The organism is Alteromonas sp. W12, assembly GCF_001924945.1.
Taxonomy (GTDB): domain Bacteria; phylum Pseudomonadota; class Gammaproteobacteria; order Enterobacterales; family Alteromonadaceae; genus Alteromonas; species Alteromonas macleodii.
Map to the genome: position 1 here is coordinate 241,870 of NZ_LQXH01000008.1, position 19,435 is coordinate 261,304.

At 46.3% G+C, this 19,435-nt stretch carries 14 protein-coding genes; 6 read left to right on the forward strand and 8 right to left on the reverse strand.

Going from position 1 to position 19,435, the window contains the following annotated elements:
- Positions 1 to 169: 169 nt before the first annotated feature.
- Positions 170 to 1,276 carry a FecR family protein gene (locus AWH61_RS12460; RefSeq protein ID WP_075177212.1) on the reverse strand — a complete coding sequence of 369 codons (1,107 nt, stop codon included), beginning with the start codon at positions 1,274 to 1,276 and terminating at the stop codon, positions 170 to 172.
- A complete protein-coding gene (locus tag AWH61_RS12465; RefSeq protein ID WP_039229032.1) occupies positions 1,269 to 1,859 on the reverse strand; it encodes a sigma-70 family RNA polymerase sigma factor in 591 nt (196 codons plus the stop codon). Before AWH61_RS12465 ends, AWH61_RS12460 begins: the two co-directional genes overlap by 8 nt.
- 210 nt (positions 1,860 to 2,069) lie before the next feature.
- Between AWH61_RS12465 and AWH61_RS12470 the strand changes: the two genes are divergently transcribed.
- On the forward strand, positions 2,070 to 5,234 hold the full coding sequence (locus AWH61_RS12470) for a TonB-dependent receptor (RefSeq protein ID WP_231513125.1): 3,165 nt from the start codon (positions 2,070 to 2,072) through the stop codon (positions 5,232 to 5,234).
- Between the two features lie 35 nt (positions 5,235 to 5,269).
- On the opposite strand, the gene AWH61_RS12475 is transcribed toward AWH61_RS12470, so the two are convergent.
- Positions 5,270 to 5,452, reverse strand: coding sequence for a DUF6435 family protein (locus AWH61_RS12475; RefSeq protein WP_039229326.1), 183 nt, complete (start codon positions 5,450 to 5,452; stop codon positions 5,270 to 5,272).
- Between the two features lie 164 nt (positions 5,453 to 5,616).
- On the reverse strand, positions 5,617 to 7,944 hold the full coding sequence (locus AWH61_RS12480; RefSeq protein WP_075177213.1) for a TonB-dependent hemoglobin/transferrin/lactoferrin family receptor: 2,328 nt from the start codon (positions 7,942 to 7,944) through the stop codon (positions 5,617 to 5,619).
- Between the two features lie 225 nt (positions 7,945 to 8,169).
- Between AWH61_RS12480 and AWH61_RS12485 the strand changes: the two genes are divergently transcribed.
- Genes AWH61_RS12485 through AWH61_RS12495 form a run of 3 tightly spaced genes read left to right on the forward strand, consistent with a single transcriptional unit; the run spans position 8,170 to position 11,328 of the window.
- Positions 8,170 to 8,964, forward strand: coding sequence for a DUF4198 domain-containing protein (locus AWH61_RS12485; protein WP_075177214.1), 795 nt, complete (start codon positions 8,170 to 8,172; stop codon positions 8,962 to 8,964).
- 25 nt (positions 8,965 to 8,989) lie between these two features.
- The gene (locus AWH61_RS12490; protein ID WP_061486789.1) at positions 8,990 to 9,889 is read left to right on the forward strand and encodes an EF-hand domain-containing protein; all 900 of its coding nucleotides are present in this window, start codon (positions 8,990 to 8,992) and stop codon (positions 9,887 to 9,889) included.
- A complete protein-coding gene (locus AWH61_RS12495; RefSeq protein WP_075177215.1) occupies positions 9,889 to 11,328 on the forward strand; it encodes a DUF2271 domain-containing protein in 1,440 nt (479 codons plus the stop codon). The genes AWH61_RS12490 and AWH61_RS12495 overlap by 1 nt, the downstream gene beginning before the upstream one ends.
- A gap of 99 nt (positions 11,329 to 11,427) precedes the next feature.
- On the opposite strand, the gene AWH61_RS12500 is transcribed toward AWH61_RS12495, so the two are convergent.
- The 4 genes from AWH61_RS12500 to AWH61_RS12515 form a co-directional block, all read right to left on the reverse strand.
- Complete coding sequence (locus AWH61_RS12500; RefSeq protein ID WP_075177216.1) at positions 11,428 to 12,135, reverse strand: DUF6445 family protein; 708 nt, start codon at positions 12,133 to 12,135, stop codon at positions 11,428 to 11,430.
- Entirely contained in the window at positions 12,114 to 12,857 is a 744-nt protein-coding gene (locus AWH61_RS12505; protein WP_075177217.1) for a SapC family protein, read from the reverse strand. Before AWH61_RS12505 ends, AWH61_RS12500 begins: the two co-directional genes overlap by 22 nt.
- Positions 12,858 to 12,883: 26 nt before the next feature.
- Positions 12,884 to 14,452, reverse strand: coding sequence for a tryptophan halogenase family protein (locus AWH61_RS12510; protein ID WP_075177218.1), 1,569 nt, complete (start codon positions 14,450 to 14,452; stop codon positions 12,884 to 12,886).
- Positions 14,453 to 14,536: 84 nt separating this feature from the next.
- Positions 14,537 to 17,443 (reverse strand): TonB-dependent receptor, encoded by a 2,907-nt coding sequence (locus AWH61_RS12515; RefSeq protein WP_075177219.1) that lies wholly within the window; start codon positions 17,441 to 17,443, stop codon positions 14,537 to 14,539.
- Between the two features lie 541 nt (positions 17,444 to 17,984).
- Between AWH61_RS12515 and AWH61_RS12520 the strand changes: the two genes are divergently transcribed.
- Both AWH61_RS12520 and AWH61_RS12525 read left to right on the forward strand, forming a co-directional pair.
- Positions 17,985 to 19,142 (forward strand): NAD(P) transhydrogenase subunit alpha, encoded by a 1,158-nt coding sequence (locus tag AWH61_RS12520; RefSeq protein ID WP_039229059.1) that lies wholly within the window; start codon positions 17,985 to 17,987, stop codon positions 19,140 to 19,142.
- A gap of 2 nt (positions 19,143 to 19,144) precedes the next feature.
- Complete coding sequence (locus AWH61_RS12525) at positions 19,145 to 19,426, forward strand: NAD(P) transhydrogenase subunit alpha part 2 (protein WP_014951245.1); 282 nt, start codon at positions 19,145 to 19,147, stop codon at positions 19,424 to 19,426.
- Positions 19,427 to 19,435: the final 9 nt, after the last annotated feature.

Sequence of the window (19,435 nt, forward strand, 5' to 3'; positions counted from 1 at the left end):
GACGCCTTATTGTTTGATGCATTTATCTATCATACCAATGCATGCAGACTGATATAAGACGTCATTGTAAGGGGGAGTAGGTAAAAGCGCGAGTTAAGCTTTAGAACGCGCTTTGTGTTTAGTTTGTAGCTCAATAATGCTAAGTAATAACTTATGAGCAAACCCACCGTTAACGGGGGCGAAGGACAATAGTGTCGCTAGAGTAGTCTGTAGATATCTGTAAATTGTCGGCAAGGGCGGCAATAAGCGCGTCTACATCATTGGTGTTGAATAGCCCTGCTACTTGCATGTTAGCAAGCGCAGCATCACCTAAAACGACCGTTTTATCCGTATATCGGCTTACTTCTTCAATCACGTCAATTAATGGCTCGCCGCGAAATACAATCTTGCCCTCACGCCAGCTTAAATCATTCGCGATATCTTCATCTGACACGGTCTCAACGGTGCTGTTAGGCAAAGATAAAAGCGATTTTTCACCTTGAACTAACGTCAGTGGCTGAGCCTGCGGTTTAATAATTGGATCAATAATGCTTTCGCCATTCGCTTTGTTAAGTGTATAACTGGCGACTTCTACCACGCCTTCGGTAACTACCAGTTCAAGGTCGCCGCGGTGATATTGCACATTAAAAGCAGTACCAACCGCCTGTATGGCTTTACCGGCTGCAAGTACATTGAGCGGGCGGGATTTGTCTTTCGCCACTTCGATATGAAGCTCACCTTTGACAAGCTGAATAATCCGTGAGGTTTCAGTAAAAGCGATGTTCACTTGAGAGTTGGTATTAAGCCATAGTGTACTGCCGTCCTCTAAGCTAATGCTCTTGTGCTCGCCCGGTTTGGTCGAAGCTTGTAACGAGTAGCTTGCCATTTGTGCAACAGGTTCGGTTTGGTTAGACGGCGAGAATAAATTTAGCCCCTGATAACTTAACAGCCCGACCATTAAAATCGAGGCAGCAATGGCCAGCGGGCGCTTCCAATTCACGGTGTGGTTTGCTTTGTGTTTGACGCTAGGCTCAGGTGTATGAGGTACGATCTCAGCCAGTTCGCTAAGCACCGACATCTTGTCCCACAAGGCTACCATTTCGAGGAAGGTGTCTCGATGCAAAGGCGTTGCAAGCCATGTTTTTAACGCTTGCATTTCTTCGGCATCAAGCCCTTCGTCGAGTTTCACAAGCCATTCGCTGGCGGCATCAAGCACACGCTCATCGCTATTAAACTGTACAACATTGCTATTGGTGCCTGACTTAGCGTTTTTTGTTTCGTTTGTTGAACTATTCATGGGCGTCTCTCTTTACATCCGCCGTACTGTGTTGCCCACCACTTTGATAAGCATTCGGCCGTGTATGCGACGTCGTTTGTCGTCGCATAAACAAAGTGCATCTTTTTATCCCTTCAGCAATATGCTTTTCCACGGTTTTTTCGCTTATCTCTAATTCTTGGGCAATCTCTTTAAGAGAGTAGCCATACACTTTCTTCAATACAAATGCGCGCCTGCATTGCTTGGGAAGGGCGCGCACTGCGTCACAAAACAACTTAAACTCTTGCTGGGTGGCGTTGTTGTGAAATGTTTCATCTTCAACACCGCTAATTGCGCTTTCCAGTGCTGCCGCAACCTCTACGCTGTCGTCGACCATGCGTGTTTCTGCACGCTTCAAGTGATCGTAGGCCAAGTTTTTTGCGGTTTTAAATAAAAACGACTTGGGCTCTTTAATATGCTCGGTAGATTTCGCCTGACACAAGCGAACATACGTATCCTGCAGTATGTCATCTACTTCTTTAGGCGGCACAAGGCGCGATAGCATTTTGGCCATCGAGCCGCGCGCCGACATATAGGCATTATGTATGGCTGTTTCTATGGGCATATTGTTATTTTTTATCGTTGTTACTTACTAAGACGACAGCCACGCTATTTTCCCCCAGTATTTTCAACATTATCGCTCAAAAATTAAATTTGTTAATGGGTTGTATATAATGCGACGCTAGTTTAAAACAACACCAACAATAACGTGTAGGGTGACGCATACGCATCACACACTCTAATAATCAATAATAACAATAGCGTAAAACCGAATATGCCTGTGGCAAATGAACCATTCGACACAATAATCATGCTGCCTTTTAAGCCTAAAGCTTTAACGGTTGCACTGTGCATGATGTCGTTCGGCGCAAGTCACACTGTTATCGCACAGTCAGTGCTGCCCCACCAACAAGCAGAAGTGATTACACAGAATACATCGCCGCTCTCCGCAATAAATTTCGCTATTCCTGCACAAAGTGCAGACGAGGCAATCATCGCGTTTGCCAATCAAGCCGAGCTGACCGTAGTCTTTCCCTTCAACAAAGTCAGGCATATTTTTGCAAATGAAGTAAGTGGTAACTATACGCCACAAGTAGCAATAGAAAAGCTTTTGGCTGGTACAGGCCTGAGTGCTGATATTGTCGATAACACTCGAATAAAAATAGTGCCTGCTAGCGATAGTGATGAAAACAATCACTTGCTTGGTCGTCTTTTTAACGCCATTACCGCACAAGACGATAGCTTGGTAACCGTACCTGACGAGCAAGGTAGTTACGATATTGAATACATTGAAGTAAGGGGATTACGAGCGCGTGTTGCTCAATCGGTGGGGATTAAACGCAACGCGAACGTCATCATTGATACTATTCAGTCGGTGGATATGGGCAAGTTTCCCGATCAAAACCTCGCAGAAGCGCTGCAGCGTGTCTCTGGCGTATCTATCGACCGTGCAGAAGGTGAAGGTCAACTTGTTACAGTGAGGGGGTTTGGGCCGGAATTTAATCGGGTGTTATTAAACGGCAGGCCTATGGCAACCGATAAGCTCGGGCGCGAATTCAGCTTTGATACACTGGCCTCTGAGATTGTCAGCAGTGTTACCGTGCACAAACAAAGCCAGGCGACTATGCAGTCAGGTGGCATCGGCGCTACGATCGATGTTCACACCGCTAAACCTCTTTCTTTCAAGGGAATGCGGGCGGCTGGCAGCATCAAAATGCAGTACGATACTAACTCGCAACAATATGCGCCTTCTACCTCTGCTATGTTCAGCAACACTTATTTGAATAACTCGTTTGGCATTCTAGCCTCTTTTACTCAACACAAGCGTCAAGCGCGACTAGAAGAAGCGCAAATTGATGGTTGGTTGGTAAATACTAACGTACCTGAAAGTGAGCTTTCTGAAGACGTTTCTACTCTATATGTACCCAGGAATTACGATCAAAGAGTACGCTTTGACGATAGAACCCGTACGGGGTCTGCGCTCGTTTTACAATATCGACCTAACAACAAGCTTGAGCTTACGGCTGATTATCTGGGGTCAACATTTGATGTTGAAACCTCGGCAACCTCAATGGGACATTGGTTTACATCGAGCAACCTTGAAGATGTTACGGTGGATGAAAACGGCACGGCGGTGGCTTTTTCACAAAATAGCGGGCATGCCACCGACTTTCACGCGCGCACATTTAACCGTTCATCGACCTTGAGAAGCTTCGGTTTTGCAGCGAACTACATCGCAAGCGATAGCGTAATTGTTGATGCTGATCTGTCTTACTCAATGGCCAATGTCGATGACAACAATGGAGAGGGGAATTCTCTCTCGCTTATCGGTTATCTAAATCGCTCTTCATTCGATCATCGTCAGTCGAATATATTGCCCGCAATATCGGGCTTTGAACAAGCCAACCCCCGTCAGGTAAATGCCTTGGGGGAGCCGGTTGGCGTGTCCCATTACTTAGATCCAGCCAACGGCCGTTCCCACGTGATGTTGCGCAGAGGGTGGAGTATTGATGACGATATAGGGCAAGCAAAAATCAATGTAAGTGTGCTTGGGGATGAAAACTGGTTTAGCAAAATTGACGTTGGTGGAGCATTAACTCAGCGCGAAAAAGCCAACGAAAGAAGAGACAACGAAGCAGACGCAAGACACTGCAGTTTTTGCGGCTATTTTGATGCACCAGATATTCCCGATAGCTTCCAAACCATATTTGACGCAGGCGACGATTTTCTAGGCTCAATTAGCGGGCATGAGAACATACCTCATCAGTGGCTGCGCCACGACGGTGATACATTATTTCGTTACTTAGAAAACGCTGGGGATGTCAGTCTAGCCGCTGAAACACGGGGAAGCTCTTTCGCTGTTAAAGAAACAGTGTATGCGGGGTATATTCAAACCGCTATTGAGAAGGACTACGCGCCTTGGTTTATCGATGTGCATGCAGGGCTACGTGCTGAGTACACTGACGTAAAGGTAAGCGGTGTCGATGAGCAGTTATCGGCGTTAGTTATTTTAGACCAAACCGAACTGGGGCAAGAGTTTGGCGCCTCGGTAAATATTGATAAATCGTCAAGCTACACCAATCTTTTACCCAGCGTGAGCGTTAAAGCCAGCTGGTTAGATAGTTGGGTATTTCGCGCGGCTTATAATCACAGTATCACCCGCCCAACCTTAGAACAGATGGCACCAGGTGTAACTTACACCACCACGCGACAAGGTGGCGACCTGCGGGCGCGTATCGGAAACGCACAGCTATTGCCCTTTGAGGCAAAAAACATTGATTTGGCCATTGAGCATTACTACCAGGAAAATAGCTATATATCGGCAGGTTACTTTAGAAAAACGGTAGATAATTTCATTGTTAATGAAAGCAGTACACAAACCTTTAATAACGTGACTGACCCTAGCACCGGCACAGATCCAAATGCGGTTGACGATGCTGATGCGTTAGCACGATTTTCCGTAATATCTCCCAGCAACGGCGAGTCTGCAACGGTTGAAGGGGTCGAGATAGCAGTGCAGCATTTATTTGGCGAATCAGGGTGGGGAGTTCAGGCCAATGCGAGCTTTGTAGACAGCAACGCTGAATTAGACACCGCCAATATCCGTTCAACGTTCGCACTTACAGGGTTGTCGGGTGCCAAAAACATGGTGCTGTTTTATGAAAAAAATGCGCTGCAATGGCGGGTGGCCTGGAACCAGCGAGAAGGGTTCTTGCAATCGCTGAACCAAACCCAAAGCACCGAGCCTACTTTTGTTAGCCCCTACAAGCAGTGGGATATGAGCCTTTCATACCAATTTAGCCCGAGGGTTTCTGTATTTTTTGAAGGTATCAATATTACTAACGAAACCGTTCATAAGCGCGGCCGATTCAGCAATCATCTCTTGCTTGTGCAAGACGCGGGGGCGCGCTACGCCTTGGGTGTAAACGTCACGTATTAGTATACGGTCACACGCAATGTGCAAGCGCCTAGCATTTATGTTCCTTGTGTGTTCTTCTCCAGTGTTTCTATTTCTTTCCACAGTTTTTCTGATTGGGCGGTAAGCAATGAATAAGTCTTTATGTCACCGTTTCTTTGCGCGTGCATGGCTTTTTCAAGAAGGGCGTCATACTGCTTTCGCATTTTTTTGGTTGGATTGCTTTTAAAAAGTCCAAACATAGTGAAAGTCCTAAAAAGAGAGATAGCGAGAAAACGTTTGAACAGGAACTTTCGATCACCCATTTTCGTGAACAAACTTTCATAAACATTCATGGGAGAATACTTGAGTGAATAGCAGGCCACTTGGCTAAGTTGAGCTAAGTCTGGCCTGCACTTTGGTTACATTAGAACTGGTAAGTGACGTAGGCACTAATACTTCTGCCCGGCTCTGAGTAGCGCTGGTACCCATTACCGCTCACGCCGCCAAAGAAACCACCAGTACCGTCTCTTACGCTATTAAGTACTTCCCAGCGGTAATACTCTTTGTCTGTAAGGTTGTAGATCGCCGTGGTAAAGCGCAGGTTTTCAGTAATGTCGTAGTAGGCGAGCAGGTCGAAAACAGCATAGCCTGCAGGCGTATGCGATGGACCTGCGCCGTTGTTCAACGAGGTGTAGCTAAGTTGAGTACTTTCTTCTACCCCTTTACTCAAAATTGCGACAAGTTCTGCGCCCCAATCACCTTCATCAGATACGTAGCCTAGCCCAACTGTTGCGGTATCTGGCGATACGGTTTCTAAGTCGTCGCCCGCATTGTTAAAAGCAGATGCGGTGTCGTAGGTACCGTCCAATGCCGTATAAGCAAAACGACCTGATACATTATCGGTAAAATGGTAATTGGCCGTAACTTCAAAACCGTCAACAGTCAGTTCGCCCGTATTTTGTGGCTGCGTGAATACATCATCAGTATTCACTACGGTTTCACAACCGAAGCGACCGCACTGTACGGTAGTTACTTCAGTGCCATAAGGCGTTGAATAAGTCTCGTCTTGAATCATGTTAGTGTATTCAGTTCTAAACACCGACACGCTGACATTTCCGTTCTCGAAATCACCAATATAGGTGAGTTCAAAGTTAGTCGATTCTTGAGCATCGAGTTCACTGTTGGCAATACGATCAAGGTCAATAAACGTGTTACCAGTTATGATATCGGTGACTTCATCGCCTGAGTTTGTACCAAAATACAAGCTTTGGAGCGTAGGCGCTTGGTAGCCCTGAGCAATTCGAGCATTTATAGAGTGGCCTTTTACAAATTCGTAGGTAGCACCAATCTCTCCTACCACCGCACTAAATTCGCTGTCTGTGATACTTAACCCTGTGGGGTCTGAAAATGTGCTGTCTACAGTAGGCGTATATTCCGTAGAATCGTAGCGAAGTCCAAGGTTTACGCTTAATTGCTCGCTCAGTTCAACCGTGTCAGCTAGGTAGGCTGTAATTAACGCTTTTTCGGTTTCTGGAACGAAGCTTTGGTCGCGAATAGGGTAGCCGTCTAATATAGGCGAGTCCGCGGTTTGTCCAGCAAACCTGCGGTCAAACATCACCGCTTCAGCGTCCACCTGTTGAAAACTAAAACCATAAATAATCTCATGGTTAAATTCTCCGGTGATTGATTTGGCTAAATCAACATTGAAACTCAATGAGTCCTGGCTGAAATTGCGGTCTTCGGTACGCAATATAGCGTCGCCGTCTGCACTGCCGTAAAGAAAGCTGGTTACACCCGATGAAAACAGCTCTTGATAGTTCAATGTCACATCTATGCTGTCAGCAAACGCTAGGCCTAGGTTTTCGTTGTTAAAGAAAAGCCCAATTCGCTCGCGGTTATTTTCATCCGCTGAGGTGAAGTCAAAATAAGTGTCACTTTGGCGAGAAAGAGGTATGCCGTTCGTTTCTCTGTCTGTCTTTTCGTAAACAAAGCCTAGTTGCTGGTGCTCGGAAAAGTTATAAGCAAGTTTAAGTAAAACTGCATCGACTTGATTATCCATCGGGTCAGCCTGACCACGTGCTGAGCCAGAGATATTCTCACCATGGCTGTGGGCTTCTGTTTCACTACTGTCGCGCATTGTGTATTGCAATAGCGAGTCGAAGTTACCCGTTCTGTTAGCGACGGTGCCGTGTACTAGCCATTCGTCAGAGCGTGCATCAAAACCGGTTTTCAATTTAACGCCTGTGGCATCACCTGTGGCAGGTAAAAAGTCGCTCGCTTCATTGGTCACGTAGGTAACTGAGCCAGCGAGGGAGCCTGGTCCTTGCGCGACAGCGCTTGGGCCTTTAGTGATGTTGACGGCTTTTACGTGTTCCAATTCAATTTCGCCGCGGCTCGATCCATACATTCCATAAGCGGCAAATGAGCTTGGGTTTAGCGTTTCGCCTTGACCGACGCCATCTACAGTTACTGCTACAGCGTCTCCTTCCAAGCCGCGAATGTTGAAGCCATCGTTACCGAAACGGTTACCCGTATCATTAGTTTGTACCCCTGGGATATAGCGAGCGGTATCTTCAATATTTGTAATTGAGCGCTTTGACAGAGTTTGTGCATCCAGCACGGTTTCGACAGTCGTTGTCAGGGTTTCTTCACTTTTGGCCTTTGTAACTGCCAATTCTGATTGTTGAGCTAGGGCAGGAAGTGTTAGCGCACAGCCAAGCGAAATAGCTACCGTTGAGCGTTTAAATTTCATTGTTCTTTTCCAATTTTTAATAAAAGTGCAAATAATTAGTATTTCGTATCAACGCTAAGCCTCCTGTTTGCGTCGGTTGATATCATTTTTATTTTTCTTAAATCGCGCCTGTCAAAGCGATTTCTTGACACTTCGTGCGTCAAAAATCGATCGTAATACTATTGATAACAATTATCATTTGCAATAGTATGATTTCACTTTTACACAACTAGAAAATAAAAAACCATGAAAAAACACACGCTCATCAGTTTACCCTTGCTTATTGCAAGCTGCTTCAGTGGCGCTGCTCTAGCCCACGTGGCTTACCTAAAACCGCTTCAGTTTGAACCGGTTAGAGGCGGTAAAGTCACGCTGGATGCATCTTTTGCAGAACAATTTTTTGTACCAGAAGCGGCAATTACGAATGCATCGTTTGAAGTGGTTACCCCTAGCGGCAAGCTAGTGAGTGTGGAGAAGGTTGTCGATCTTTCTACCCGTAATGTTCTTGAGCACACTTTAGAGGAAGAAGGGACTTACCAGTTTTCAACCGGAAAACGCATGGGGGCAATTTTTCGCGTGTATGAAAAGGACGGTGAGCGTGGCTCTATGCGAGGTAATGAAAAGCCTCTACCTGAAGGTGCGATATTAAAAGAGCACTTTCAATCAGTTACGTTTGCAACAACGTACGTAACGAAGAAAGGGCCAAGTGAACAGGCGTTAGCGCCAAGAAACGACGGCTTAGAGATCGTGGCAATTAATCACCCTAACAGTTTGTTTGCCAACGAGAGTTTTAATTTCAAAGTTCTGTTTAACGGTAAGCCTGTTACCGATCATGAAATCTCGGTGTACCAAGGAAAAGATCAGTTCGCCGAAGAATCTGATGTAGAAAAATTAACGACAAATGCCAATGGGCAAGCGTCATTTACTCCTTCAGCACAAGATGTCTATTTGATGCAAGTAAGACTGCGTACCGACGCGCCTGATGGTGCAGACGTGCCCACTTATAGCTACACCACCACACTATCATTCGAAGCCTATTAATCATTGAGGGTACAAGGAGATAATTATGTTTAAAACAGTAAGTTTAGCCGTTGTATCTGCGCTTTGTATTAGCGCTTCGGCAGTAGCTGCACCACATAGCGCCAGCGGCATTATATTGACCTATGACTTAAACAAAGACGAGTCACTTCCATTAGAAGAGTTCGTTGATGCCAGACGCGCTCGCTTCAATGCGTCTGATACCAACAAAGACGGTGTACTTGATGAAAGTGAATATGTTTATGAGTGGGAAGGCAAAGTAGAAAAACGGTTAGCTGAAGACAGAAAAGCATCGGTAAAACAAACTCACATACGTTTCCATGCTGTTGACAGCAACGATGACGAGTTCATTACTATTGATGAAGTAAACGCGGTGGGTGAGCGAAGTTTCTCACGTATGGACAGTGATAATGATGGTGTAGTTGCACTGGGCGACCCTGAACCAGCGCCCCGTCGCTCGGCGTCACAGGAAAAAGACGACAAACCTGAGCTAGTACAGCGCCCTATGTTGCGCATGCCGACCAGCCACAATATTGAAGGCTTTGTCACCTTATACGACCAAAACGGTGACGAAAAGGTAACAAAAGAAGAGTTTCACGCCGTTCGCAAAGCGCAATTCCAGCGTACAGACGAAAACAGTGATGACAAGCTTACAGAGCAAGAATACGTGCTTGAGTTTGAAGACAGGCTGGATGCACAGATTGAGAAAACCCATGAAGGGCAAATTAAACAAACTTACGTTCGCTTTGAAGTTCTTGATACAGACGAGAATGGCAAAATGACATTTTCAGAGTACATGGTGTCTGGGTTTAATGCCTTTCATCGCTACGACACTAATGGTGATGGCTACTTAACGTTAGCTGATCCAGCGCCTGCGCCACGTCAGCAGGAGCAAAGTGACACCACCACTGCACAAGTCAGCGAATAATGGTTGGGCGTTTCCTTTTATATCTGGCGGTATTTACCGCCAGCTATGCTGTTAAGGCCGAGTTGTATGTGTTTCCTGTACCATCACCAGAAGCAACCTCCCACACGCTTAACACAGAAATAACCCTGTACGAAGAGCAGACACTTAGCGCCATTGAGCAAAAGAATATTGATCTACTGATTAAAGACACCTATCAAACGCTAGTTAAATCAAACGCAACGAGTGCGCTTAGCGAAATTAATCAACGTTACGAAGGTACACTTGTGGCGTGGCTGTACAGTGCCATTAAGCGGTGCGAGGATTGGTTTAATCGGACTGAAGGTAACATAAGCTGCCGCAACGGTGCGCTTTATGACTATTGGACCGAATATGTTCAAGGTAAGCATGGCCTTTCGCGTCGCGAAGTGAGACGTCTTGCTCGTGTGGCGCGCATTGCTGAGGTCAATTTTAATGACGATAACAGCGTGGCATTTGCGTCACCTATCCAGTGGGATTTATCCGAGTTCACAGCTTCTCTTGCCGTAGATCGCATTGCTCACTACCTGACATCAATTAATATTCGTTCTTACCACATTAGCGCGCAAGGGCTAGAAACCCACGCGTCGAACCAAGGTTTTAGTTGGCAGGGGACCGTGGCGCAAGAGGCTGTAATTCAAAATGGCCGCGCAACGGACGCTGTTAGTAATCCAAGCACCATCGCATACATCAGGCCGTGGCAACGCCCAGTACTTTCTACTTCAAAGCTGGCGTCTTTAGAAAAGGGCGTGTTAAGCCACAGTGACGGTTGGCCAAGCGCCAAGTTTCAAGCCATATCAGTGGCGGATAACGCATTTGAAGCCATGTTGTTAGCACACTTTTCGGCAACCAAAACAGCGCAGCAAGCCATGGAGTTAGTTAACGCGAACCCATCACTAGCGCTGAAGTTAATTGATGAAAATGGCAGGGTATTTACCAGCAACACCTATACAGCTCGCACGTCGGGTGAAAACAAGGCTGAAAAAAATGGCCACGCCATCTCAATTGATATCACCTTACCGCTATTTGACATTGCAGATTATCGCGGTCCTTACGTAAGCGTGTGGTTAAGCGACGAAAAGAACCGGCTAGTAAAAAGCTTGGCGCTTCGCGGCACCAGCGAAAGATGGCTAGGCGAGCTGCGCACATGGTGGCGAAGAGTGGGTCGGAAAAATGAAGGTTTAGTCGATGGGTTTGCCGGGGCTACAAAGAAAAACGCACCCTTGCACATAGAGTGGGATGGATTGGATGATTTTGGAAAAAGCGCAAACTCTTCGTCGTTAATACTTCACGTTGAAGTGGCTAGAGAACACGGCGGTCGAAGCTATGAGAAAATTCCATTTACCTTTGATAGCCTGACTTCACCAATAACCGTAACGGGCACGGATGAAATCGCGTCTATTACACTCTCACTAATGAATTAGTCGTCAATCTTAAAATTGCAGTAACGAGCACTACCAAAGGCAGCTATCGCAAATCGCTATCTGAAGTTTTCATAGCCCTCATTATTAGGGCTGAGCGTTTTACCCTTTAAACGTGATACTGGCGTTTGCGGTTAGCCTGCCTTCTTTCACATCAGCATAATCCGAAATATCGTTAGGTAAACAGCCGCTGTGCAGCAAGTTGGCTGGATACAACACAGCGCGATTAAACATAGGCTCAATACGGGCGATTTGGGTGAACATGGCGGTATCACCGTTTATGTACGCTTTAGGTGGTAACCCTACGCTGGTGGCTTGACGTTTTAAGGTTTTAAAATAGCCTTCGTATTGCGCGGCATTAACCCGCTCTAACCCCGTTTCAATATGTCGATAGAATGCAGTACCGCCCAAAGGCGCGCTAAACAGATAGTGCACCAATGCCCATTCATTATCCTTTTGCGTATCGATGTGCGGAATACATTGAATGGGCGATAAACTTTTCGGCGCTTGATTGGCTATGGAAAGTTGCACTAGGGGTATTTGAAGCGGCTTTTCCACGCCAAAATCTTGTAGCCCATTATGCGAAGCAAGTTGGCTAAACAACAACGGAAGCGAGGTATGTAGGTGTTTGACATACTCCTGGGGCGGGTGACTTCTCACCCCCGGATAAAAGTCGCCATCTTGTTTTGTAAATGGGTGGTGTTGAGCAATTGTTTCTACCAAACTCAGCGGGTCTGGTATGAAACCATCGATAACAACAATCGGTGTGGCTTGCTCACCAACCTTAATCAATTCGTAGTTTGAAACCATGCGTCTGCGTTTTTATTCGCCTTGTTCTTTTTGTCGATAAGGGCATAGATTTGTGCGTTTGACGCTATGAGCGTGTAAATGCTTTGCAGCATGTGTTGTGCATGCAAATCAGCAATCGCGTCAGCACTAAGCGCCGCAAGCTTATCTTCATCAATGGTATATAACCCTGTTATAGACGTTTTGCTTTCGTTTTCAAAGGTAATATCTAGGGTGAATGGTGTGATAAGGTTGTGCTGTTGCAGCGCGGCAATAAAACGTTGATTTTGCGTTTCACCGTCAAGAAGCTGAGCAAGGATCTGCTGCTTTTCTAACAGGTAGTTACTGGGCTCTCCCGTGTTATCAAAAAGCGGTGTGCCTTTTTCTTCGCTTACTGAAGCGTTATCCATATCAATGCACAGCACCCGGTTGCTGCAGTCAGCGCTTTGTGCTTCCGTTCCTACATAAAAAGGCAGGCGTTCAAACTGTGCGGGAATATAAACCGCCTCCCATTCACCTTGTTGCCAAAATAGGTTTTCTTTTTCTTCAAAACCTAGCAAGGCAGATAAGCCAAATTGTCCAGAATCGTCAAACTTGGTGATCACCACGGGGTAATGTACCACAAGCTTGTTGAGTTCAGAGACCACCACAGGAACAAGGTGCTGATTGGCACTGAGTGACAATGCATCGTCGGTTACTTTCAAATCTGCATGTTGTTTATTATTAATGGCAACCATGTGAGTCATACGTAGGCCCTGCTTATTGATTTACGTTAAACGGCCTGCAGGCCGAATTGGTGAATTTTATTAATAAGTTCGCGATGTTTAGGCAGTTTCTCAACCGCCATGCCGCGAGCTTTTCTGTTCTGCATCAACTGTTGCTTAGCAAAGTCGGCGTTAACCCATTGCTGATGCGCGCCTAAATCTGAGGTGAACCCCATACCGTACAGGACATACTGATAGCTTGCCGCGGGGAATACCTCGTTGTTGCTGGTAAAGTCTTTGTCACTAGGTGGGTGGTATTGCCACAACGCGAGTAATTCTTTTAATGATTCCGGAATAGTATGACTATCGCGATTGTCCCGCCAAAATGCGCTGTCTTCTCGCTTACTCAACATGTAATGCAGCTTTAAGAAGTCGATAATTCGCTGCCAACGGTAAGAAAAGGTGTCATTAAAGCGCTTTGCCACAATATCCATTACGGCTCGATTTGCTGGCAACTGTTCGGCGATCATTGAGGCAGACAGCTCCACCAGTACAAGCGCTGAAGCTTCTAACGGCTCTAGAAAGCCCGCCGCTAGCCCAACAGCCACGCAGTTATTTTGCCAAAAGTACTGCCTGTGTCCGCTTCGAATAGTAATGTCTTTTACGTTTATCCCATCTATGCCGTTTAACGTGCTGGTTTGGCGAACGTATGTGTCTAAGCGAGCATAGGCGTCATCTTTACTCTGATGCCTACTGGAATAGACGTGGCCTACACCTCGGCGTGACTGCAAACCGATATCCCAAACCCAACCGGCGTCTTGTGCGGTGGAGATAGTGTGGGAAGCAATAGGACTTTGCGGGGTGTCATAAGGCACGTGTACTGCTAATGCTCGGTCGATAAAAAGTACATCGTCACAGGGAATAAACGGCACCTTGTAGTGTTCGCCGAGCAGCATAGATTTGAAGCCGGTACAGTCAACAAAGAGGTCGCCTTCTACTGTTACCCCTTGCTCGGTATGAAGGGCTTTGATATCGCCGTTATTGCTGCTTTCGATGCGGTTAACGTCGGCCAGCACATGGTGTACACCTAGTTTTTCAGTGCAGTGTTTGGTTAAAAAGGCGGTAAATTTTCCTGCATCTAGGTGATAAGCATAGTTTGCGGTGCCTGCAAACTCTGCGTGGCGTATGCTTTTAGGTGCACAACCTGCTTCGCATATCGCTTCCTGAACACATACTGCATGGGAAAAAGACTCGTTTAATTCTGGTGCTACAGTCTGCCAGTAAGGACCTAAATTTGTTTGCGAAAACCCTTGGGGCAGCATGAGAGGGTGGTAGTAAAAATCGTGCTCTTCACCAGTGGTCCACTTAGCAAACTTTGCTCCTTGCTTGAATGTGGCGTCGCATTCTTTGATGAAAGTGGTTTCGCTAATACCCAATGCAATTAGTGTTGAGCGCATGGTTGGCCAGGTGCCTTCGCCCACGCCAATGATAGGCACATTGGGGCTTTCTATTAAGGTTACTTTAATGTCTTTGCGGGTAGCGCATTGATGTTGCGCTGCAATACGACCAGCCGTTAGCCACCCTGCGCTACCGCCACCAACTACTACAATGTGCGTTATGGGAGTTGCTGTTGTCATACTGATTTCCTGAATAAAAACTGTGGCTACCAAATGGTAGCCACGAATGTGGGACCAACAAATGTCGGCCCCAATTACGCGAAACTAAAAGTTTCCGCGCACACCGAAGGCCCAACGTCTGCCGCTGTCTTCAACCAACAGCAAGTGATTAGAGAAGCGACCGCGTTTATGTACAAACTCTTCTGTAAGGTTAATACCTTCAAAGAAGATTTCTACATTGTCTGTCACGCTGTAGCTACCGCTAATGTCAAGCTGTTGATAAGACTCAACAATGGTTGGGCCGTCACCCTGCCCTTGTGTTAACGACTGAACAAACTCATCACGCCAGTTATAGGCAAGGCGAATTTGATAATCGTCAGTTTCATAAAATGCCACCAAGTTGTAAGAATCACTTAACCCGGTTAGTGCAAATACCTGATTAATATCGAATGGATCGAGTTCGGCGTCACTGTCAACGATAGTTCCGTTGGCAAGCACCCCAAAGCCATTATCGAAAGTGTGCTGAAGCGCAAGCTCGAAGCCGTCTACCGTCGCGTCTTCACCGTTATTTGGCAGAGTATTGGTAAACACAGCAACGTCGTCACTCGCATCTGGCGCGCTAGCGTTAGTGCCTGTAGAAGGGTCGGTTAGCAGGCTGCCGTCAGCAAGCTCGAAGGTTTTGTCTTCTTGGCTATTAACAATAAAGTTCGATACCAACTTTCTGAAGTAACCAATTGATGCATAACTTGCTTCGTCATAGTAATACTCTAGTGACAAGTCCAAGTTGTCCGATTTGAATGGCTCTAGTGCAGGGTTACCACTGGTAGACGTTAAGTCACCACCTTGGCGGGTGGTCGTAATTACGGTTACCGGCGACATGCTGTTAAGCGTAGGGCGAGTAATGGTAGAGCTCGCCGCAAAGCGCGCAATTAAATCGTCGGTAATTTCTAAACGTACGCTGAAGTTAGGTAATAGCACGTCGTAATCAGACTCAGTGGCAATACTTTGCGCATCGCCAAAACCAGCCAGCATTTCGGTTTGATCCAGAATCGTTAAGCCCGTTATTGGCGCTTGCGTTCCGTTAACCGTCACATCCGTCATTTCATAACGCACACCAGCGGTTGCGCTTAAGAACATGTCTGCAACTTCGCCTTCAAAGTCGAATTCCATATAGGTAGAGATAATATCTTCTTCAACTTCAAAGCTGTTGTTACGGCGCACCGCATCAAAACTAATCGAATCACCATTTACGCTTTGATAGTAAGATTCTAAAAACGCAAAGTTGGCTTCGCCATCGTGGGCAAGCCAAGAGGTGGGCATACGACCGCTACCACTTACGTCAGAAAGAAAATCGCTGCCTGCGTCAAAAACGTATTGGCTGCCTGCTGGGATCTCAGGCAAGTCTGGGTAACCACAGTAAGTACAGTGAATACCTACACCTTCATTGTCCCAACGGGTAAGTGATTTGGTTTCGGTGCTGTACTGTGCGCCAAAGCGAATTTCAGTTAGGCCGCTGCCATCTGTTACGTATTCGCCGTCAAAACGCAGCTGGCTCACTTCATCTTCTACCGCCCAGCCTCGACGCAGCATTACGTGAGCTCGGCTGTTAGCTTCATCAAGATGATTGCTCACACCATCAGGTGTCAGTGCAGGGTTGTATATAGGGAATCCGTCAGGACCCGTAACAATCGCGCCATCTAGTTCTTGTTGTCCGCTATAAATATTGTCATTAGGCGAAGCGAACATGCTGGCAACAGGTAAAATATTGTCATCTACCTGGAATCGTACGCGGTTGGCATAACCAATAAGTGAAAGCTGATCGCCGCCACCATTATTGGCTTCGCGCTCGGCTTCTGAATGACTTAAATCAAACGATAAATTCAGATTATCAGAGTACTGGTAATCAAAGTTAAGGCCTATGGCATAGGTATCAGTTAAACGGTCGAACGTTTTGGCGTGCATATCGGTCGCCAAACCTACCTCTTGGTATAAATCGACAATAGTACCGTTTGCATCAACCGTTGGGCTGCGGCGATTGCCGTTTTCATCAAACAGGCTGCCGTCATCACCTACACCCTGAATGTTAGGTGCGGTAAACCAGTGGCCGTATGACGTTGCTTCAGACTCTACGTCAAAATCTGAATACAGTGCGTCAGCAGTTACAACCAGTTTGTCGTTAGGTGCATATTGGAATACAAGATTAGCGTTTGTACGGGTACGCTCTTCAAAGGTCACTTTGTGATCGTAGTTTCGCGGTGAAAATACATTGCCTGTCCAAGCGTCGCCTGACTGCGTAACAGGGTTTGGCACGCCAACGTTTTCTAGCCAACCGTCCATCTGAGCCTGGTTTAAGCGAGTCTCACGCTCTTGGTGTGAAACGGCAAGTAATACACCGAAGGTGTCGTCATTGAACGTGTTGCTAATAAGGCCAGAAAATTGCGGCGTAGTTTCTTCGCTATTTTCGTCGTACACGCCTTTTACCGAGCCCGCCATTTTAAAACCGTTTAATGCGAACGGGCGCGCGGTATTAATATTAATGGTAGAGCCTACACCACCAGACTGCATTGTGGCCGTTGACGTTTTATGCACATCAAGGCTGCTTACTAACTCAGAAGCAATCGTGTCGAAACTGAACGCACGCGAATCGTTTTCAGACGCCATTTGACGGCCATTTACCAACACGGTGTTAAACTGTGGTCCAAAACCACGTACGGTAATTAGCTGGCCTTCACCGCCTGAACGGTCGATAGATACGCCGGTAATACGCTGTAGTGATTCAGCTAAGTTGGTATCGGGAAAATCACCGATGTCTTCTGCGCTAATGGCGTCGACTACGCCAGCAGAGCTGCGTTTAACATCCATCGATTTTGCAACCGATGAGCGGATACCACTTACCTCAATCACTTCTACGTCTTTATTGGGTTGCGCGTCTTGGGCAAATGCACTATTCGCAGAAATAGCCGACGCTAAAACTGCTGCCACTGAGCATGCAAGCTTGGTTTTCCTATACATGATGGTGTGTGTCCTAATCGTTAATTTTAATGCGCCTTATGGTGTGCACCCCACTTGGCTTTCTCTCACAGCATTTCGCTGTTAATTCATCAAGACGACACGCTTTGTAAAATCCCCCAAATTTTTTTAACAATTTTTTAAATTAATTGAATCACCTTATTTAAAAGGCGTGATTTCTTCGACATCGATTATCGTATTTCACCTTTACGTGTGTTTAAAAAGTGCACAATTATTAATGTATTCACAGAATAAATGCTTCTTTATCCACTTCATTTATCGCCTGTATGCCATTTCTATATAAATATTAGTTATGACTCGTAAGTAAATGATACTAGTGATGTATGCCCATATAGCGTAGCTTTGCCGCAGTTTCGCTTGAAAAATAAGCGGAATGAGGGGTGCTATTCGAAGCAAAATAAATACAGAAATTGCCTGTTCTGTTTTTGATTTCGCTAGAGAATGCTAGGCATAAGTGAATAAAATGGCTTAGTACTGTTTAAAGGGTGTCATTCTCGGATAGCCGGAATGTGAGGAGAAGCGTGTGAAAATCATAATATTAAATGAGTCAAAAGCGCCAGATCCGCTAAATAATGTGGAGAAGCGATGTGCGGCTACACCTAGTAGTGCACAGCGTCTGGTGAAAAAAGGGGCGACCTTACTGCTAGAAGCGGGGGCGGGCGTACACTCAGGGTATTCAGATAAAGAATACAAAGATGTAGGCGTGACTGTCATCGATGATGTGAATGATGCATTATCAACAGCAGATATGCTGGTGGCGGTGAACAAACCCACCGATGCACAGCTAGCGTTGATGAAAAAAGGGGCCATTGTGGTAGGCCATCTCGACCCTTTCTTTCAGCAATCGCTTGTTGAGTCTATTGCAGAAAAGGGGCTAACCGCTATTTCTGTAGAGATGATCCCTCGTTCTTCTCGTGCACAAAAAATGGACGCATTGAGCTCGCAAGCGAGTCTTGCGGGTTACGTAATGGTGATGCAGGCGGCGAATCAGTTGCCATCAATATTACCTATGATGATGACACCGTCAGGAACAATAAAACCAGCAAAGGTATTTATTATTGGAGCTGGCGTAGCGGGTCTTCAAGCCATAGCAACCGCGAAACGCTTAGGCGCAAACGTACTTGCTTATGACACCCGCCCTGTGGTGGCTGAGCAAGTAGAATCGCTAGGTGGCAAATTCCTTAAGATCGACATTGGGGAAACAGGCCAAACGAAGGACGGTTATGCAAAAGAACTGACCGATGAACAAAAAGCGAAGCAGCAAGAAGCGCAACGCGACGCGATTGCCGACTCTGACATTGTTATTACGACAGCGCAGTTATTTGGTCGCAAACCACCAGTGCTCATATCAAAAGATACATTAGCACTCATGAAGCCGGGCAGTGTGGTTGTAGATATGGCCGCAACATCAGGTGGTAATGTTGAAGGTTCGGTTGCTGGCGAAACCGTTGAAGTTAACGGTGTAAAGGTAATTGGTAATGGTTACTGGAGCCAGTATGTGGCTAAAGCCGCCACCGACATGTACGCCAATAACATCTACAACCTTGTGGATGAGTTCTTTGACGATGAAACCAAAACCTTTGGGCTGAATTTAGAAGACGACATTCTGGCCGGCTGTGTTATTACCCACGACGGTAGCATCACCAACGACATGCTTAACAACGCATACAAAGGAGCCTAATCATGGAAATCATTTACCTACTTTTCATCGTGCTACTGGCTGCTTTTTTGGGTTTTGAGTTAATTCGAAAAGTCCCAGCAACCTTACATACACCCTTAATGTCAGGCTCTAACGCGATATCGGGTATTACGTTAGTGGGAGCATTGGTAGCCTCGGGTAGCGACAACAACTTGCTAACGACCATTCTTGGTACCGCAGCGGTGGCGCTGGCCAGCATCAACGTGGTGGGTGGTTATCTCGTTACTGATCGCATGCTTGGCATGTTCAAGAAAAAAGATAAATAAGGAGTACGC

Bases quoted from the DNA above. Each gene is read 5' to 3' on its own strand.
- AWH61_RS12500 (WP_075177216.1), bottom strand. From the start codon at position 12,135: ATGGTTTCAAACTACGAATTGATTAAGGTTGGTGAGCAAGCCACACCG.
- AWH61_RS12480 (WP_075177213.1), bottom strand. From the start codon at position 7,944: ATGAAATTTAAACGCTCAACGGTAGCTATTTCGCTTGGCTGTGCGCTA.
- AWH61_RS12470 (WP_231513125.1), top strand. From the start codon at position 2,070: ATGCCTGTGGCAAATGAACCATTCGACACAATAATCATGCTGCCTTTT.
- AWH61_RS12460 (WP_075177212.1), bottom strand. From the start codon at position 1,276: ATGAATAGTTCAACAAACGAAACAAAAAACGCTAAGTCAGGCACCAAT.
- AWH61_RS12495 (WP_075177215.1), top strand. From the start codon at position 9,889: ATGGTTGGGCGTTTCCTTTTATATCTGGCGGTATTTACCGCCAGCTAT.
- AWH61_RS12525 (WP_014951245.1), top strand. From the start codon at position 19,145: ATGGAAATCATTTACCTACTTTTCATCGTGCTACTGGCTGCTTTTTTG.
- AWH61_RS12475 (WP_039229326.1), bottom strand. From the start codon at position 5,452: ATGTTTGGACTTTTTAAAAGCAATCCAACCAAAAAAATGCGAAAGCAG.
- AWH61_RS12485 (WP_075177214.1), top strand. From the start codon at position 8,170: ATGAAAAAACACACGCTCATCAGTTTACCCTTGCTTATTGCAAGCTGC.
- AWH61_RS12490 (WP_061486789.1), top strand. From the start codon at position 8,990: ATGTTTAAAACAGTAAGTTTAGCCGTTGTATCTGCGCTTTGTATTAGC.
- AWH61_RS12505 (WP_075177217.1), bottom strand. From the start codon at position 12,857: ATGACTCACATGGTTGCCATTAATAATAAACAACATGCAGATTTGAAA.
- AWH61_RS12465 (WP_039229032.1), bottom strand. From the start codon at position 1,859: ATGCCCATAGAAACAGCCATACATAATGCCTATATGTCGGCGCGCGGC.
- AWH61_RS12510 (WP_075177218.1), bottom strand. From the start codon at position 14,452: ATGACAACAGCAACTCCCATAACGCACATTGTAGTAGTTGGTGGCGGT.
- AWH61_RS12515 (WP_075177219.1), bottom strand. From the start codon at position 17,443: ATGTATAGGAAAACCAAGCTTGCATGCTCAGTGGCAGCAGTTTTAGCG.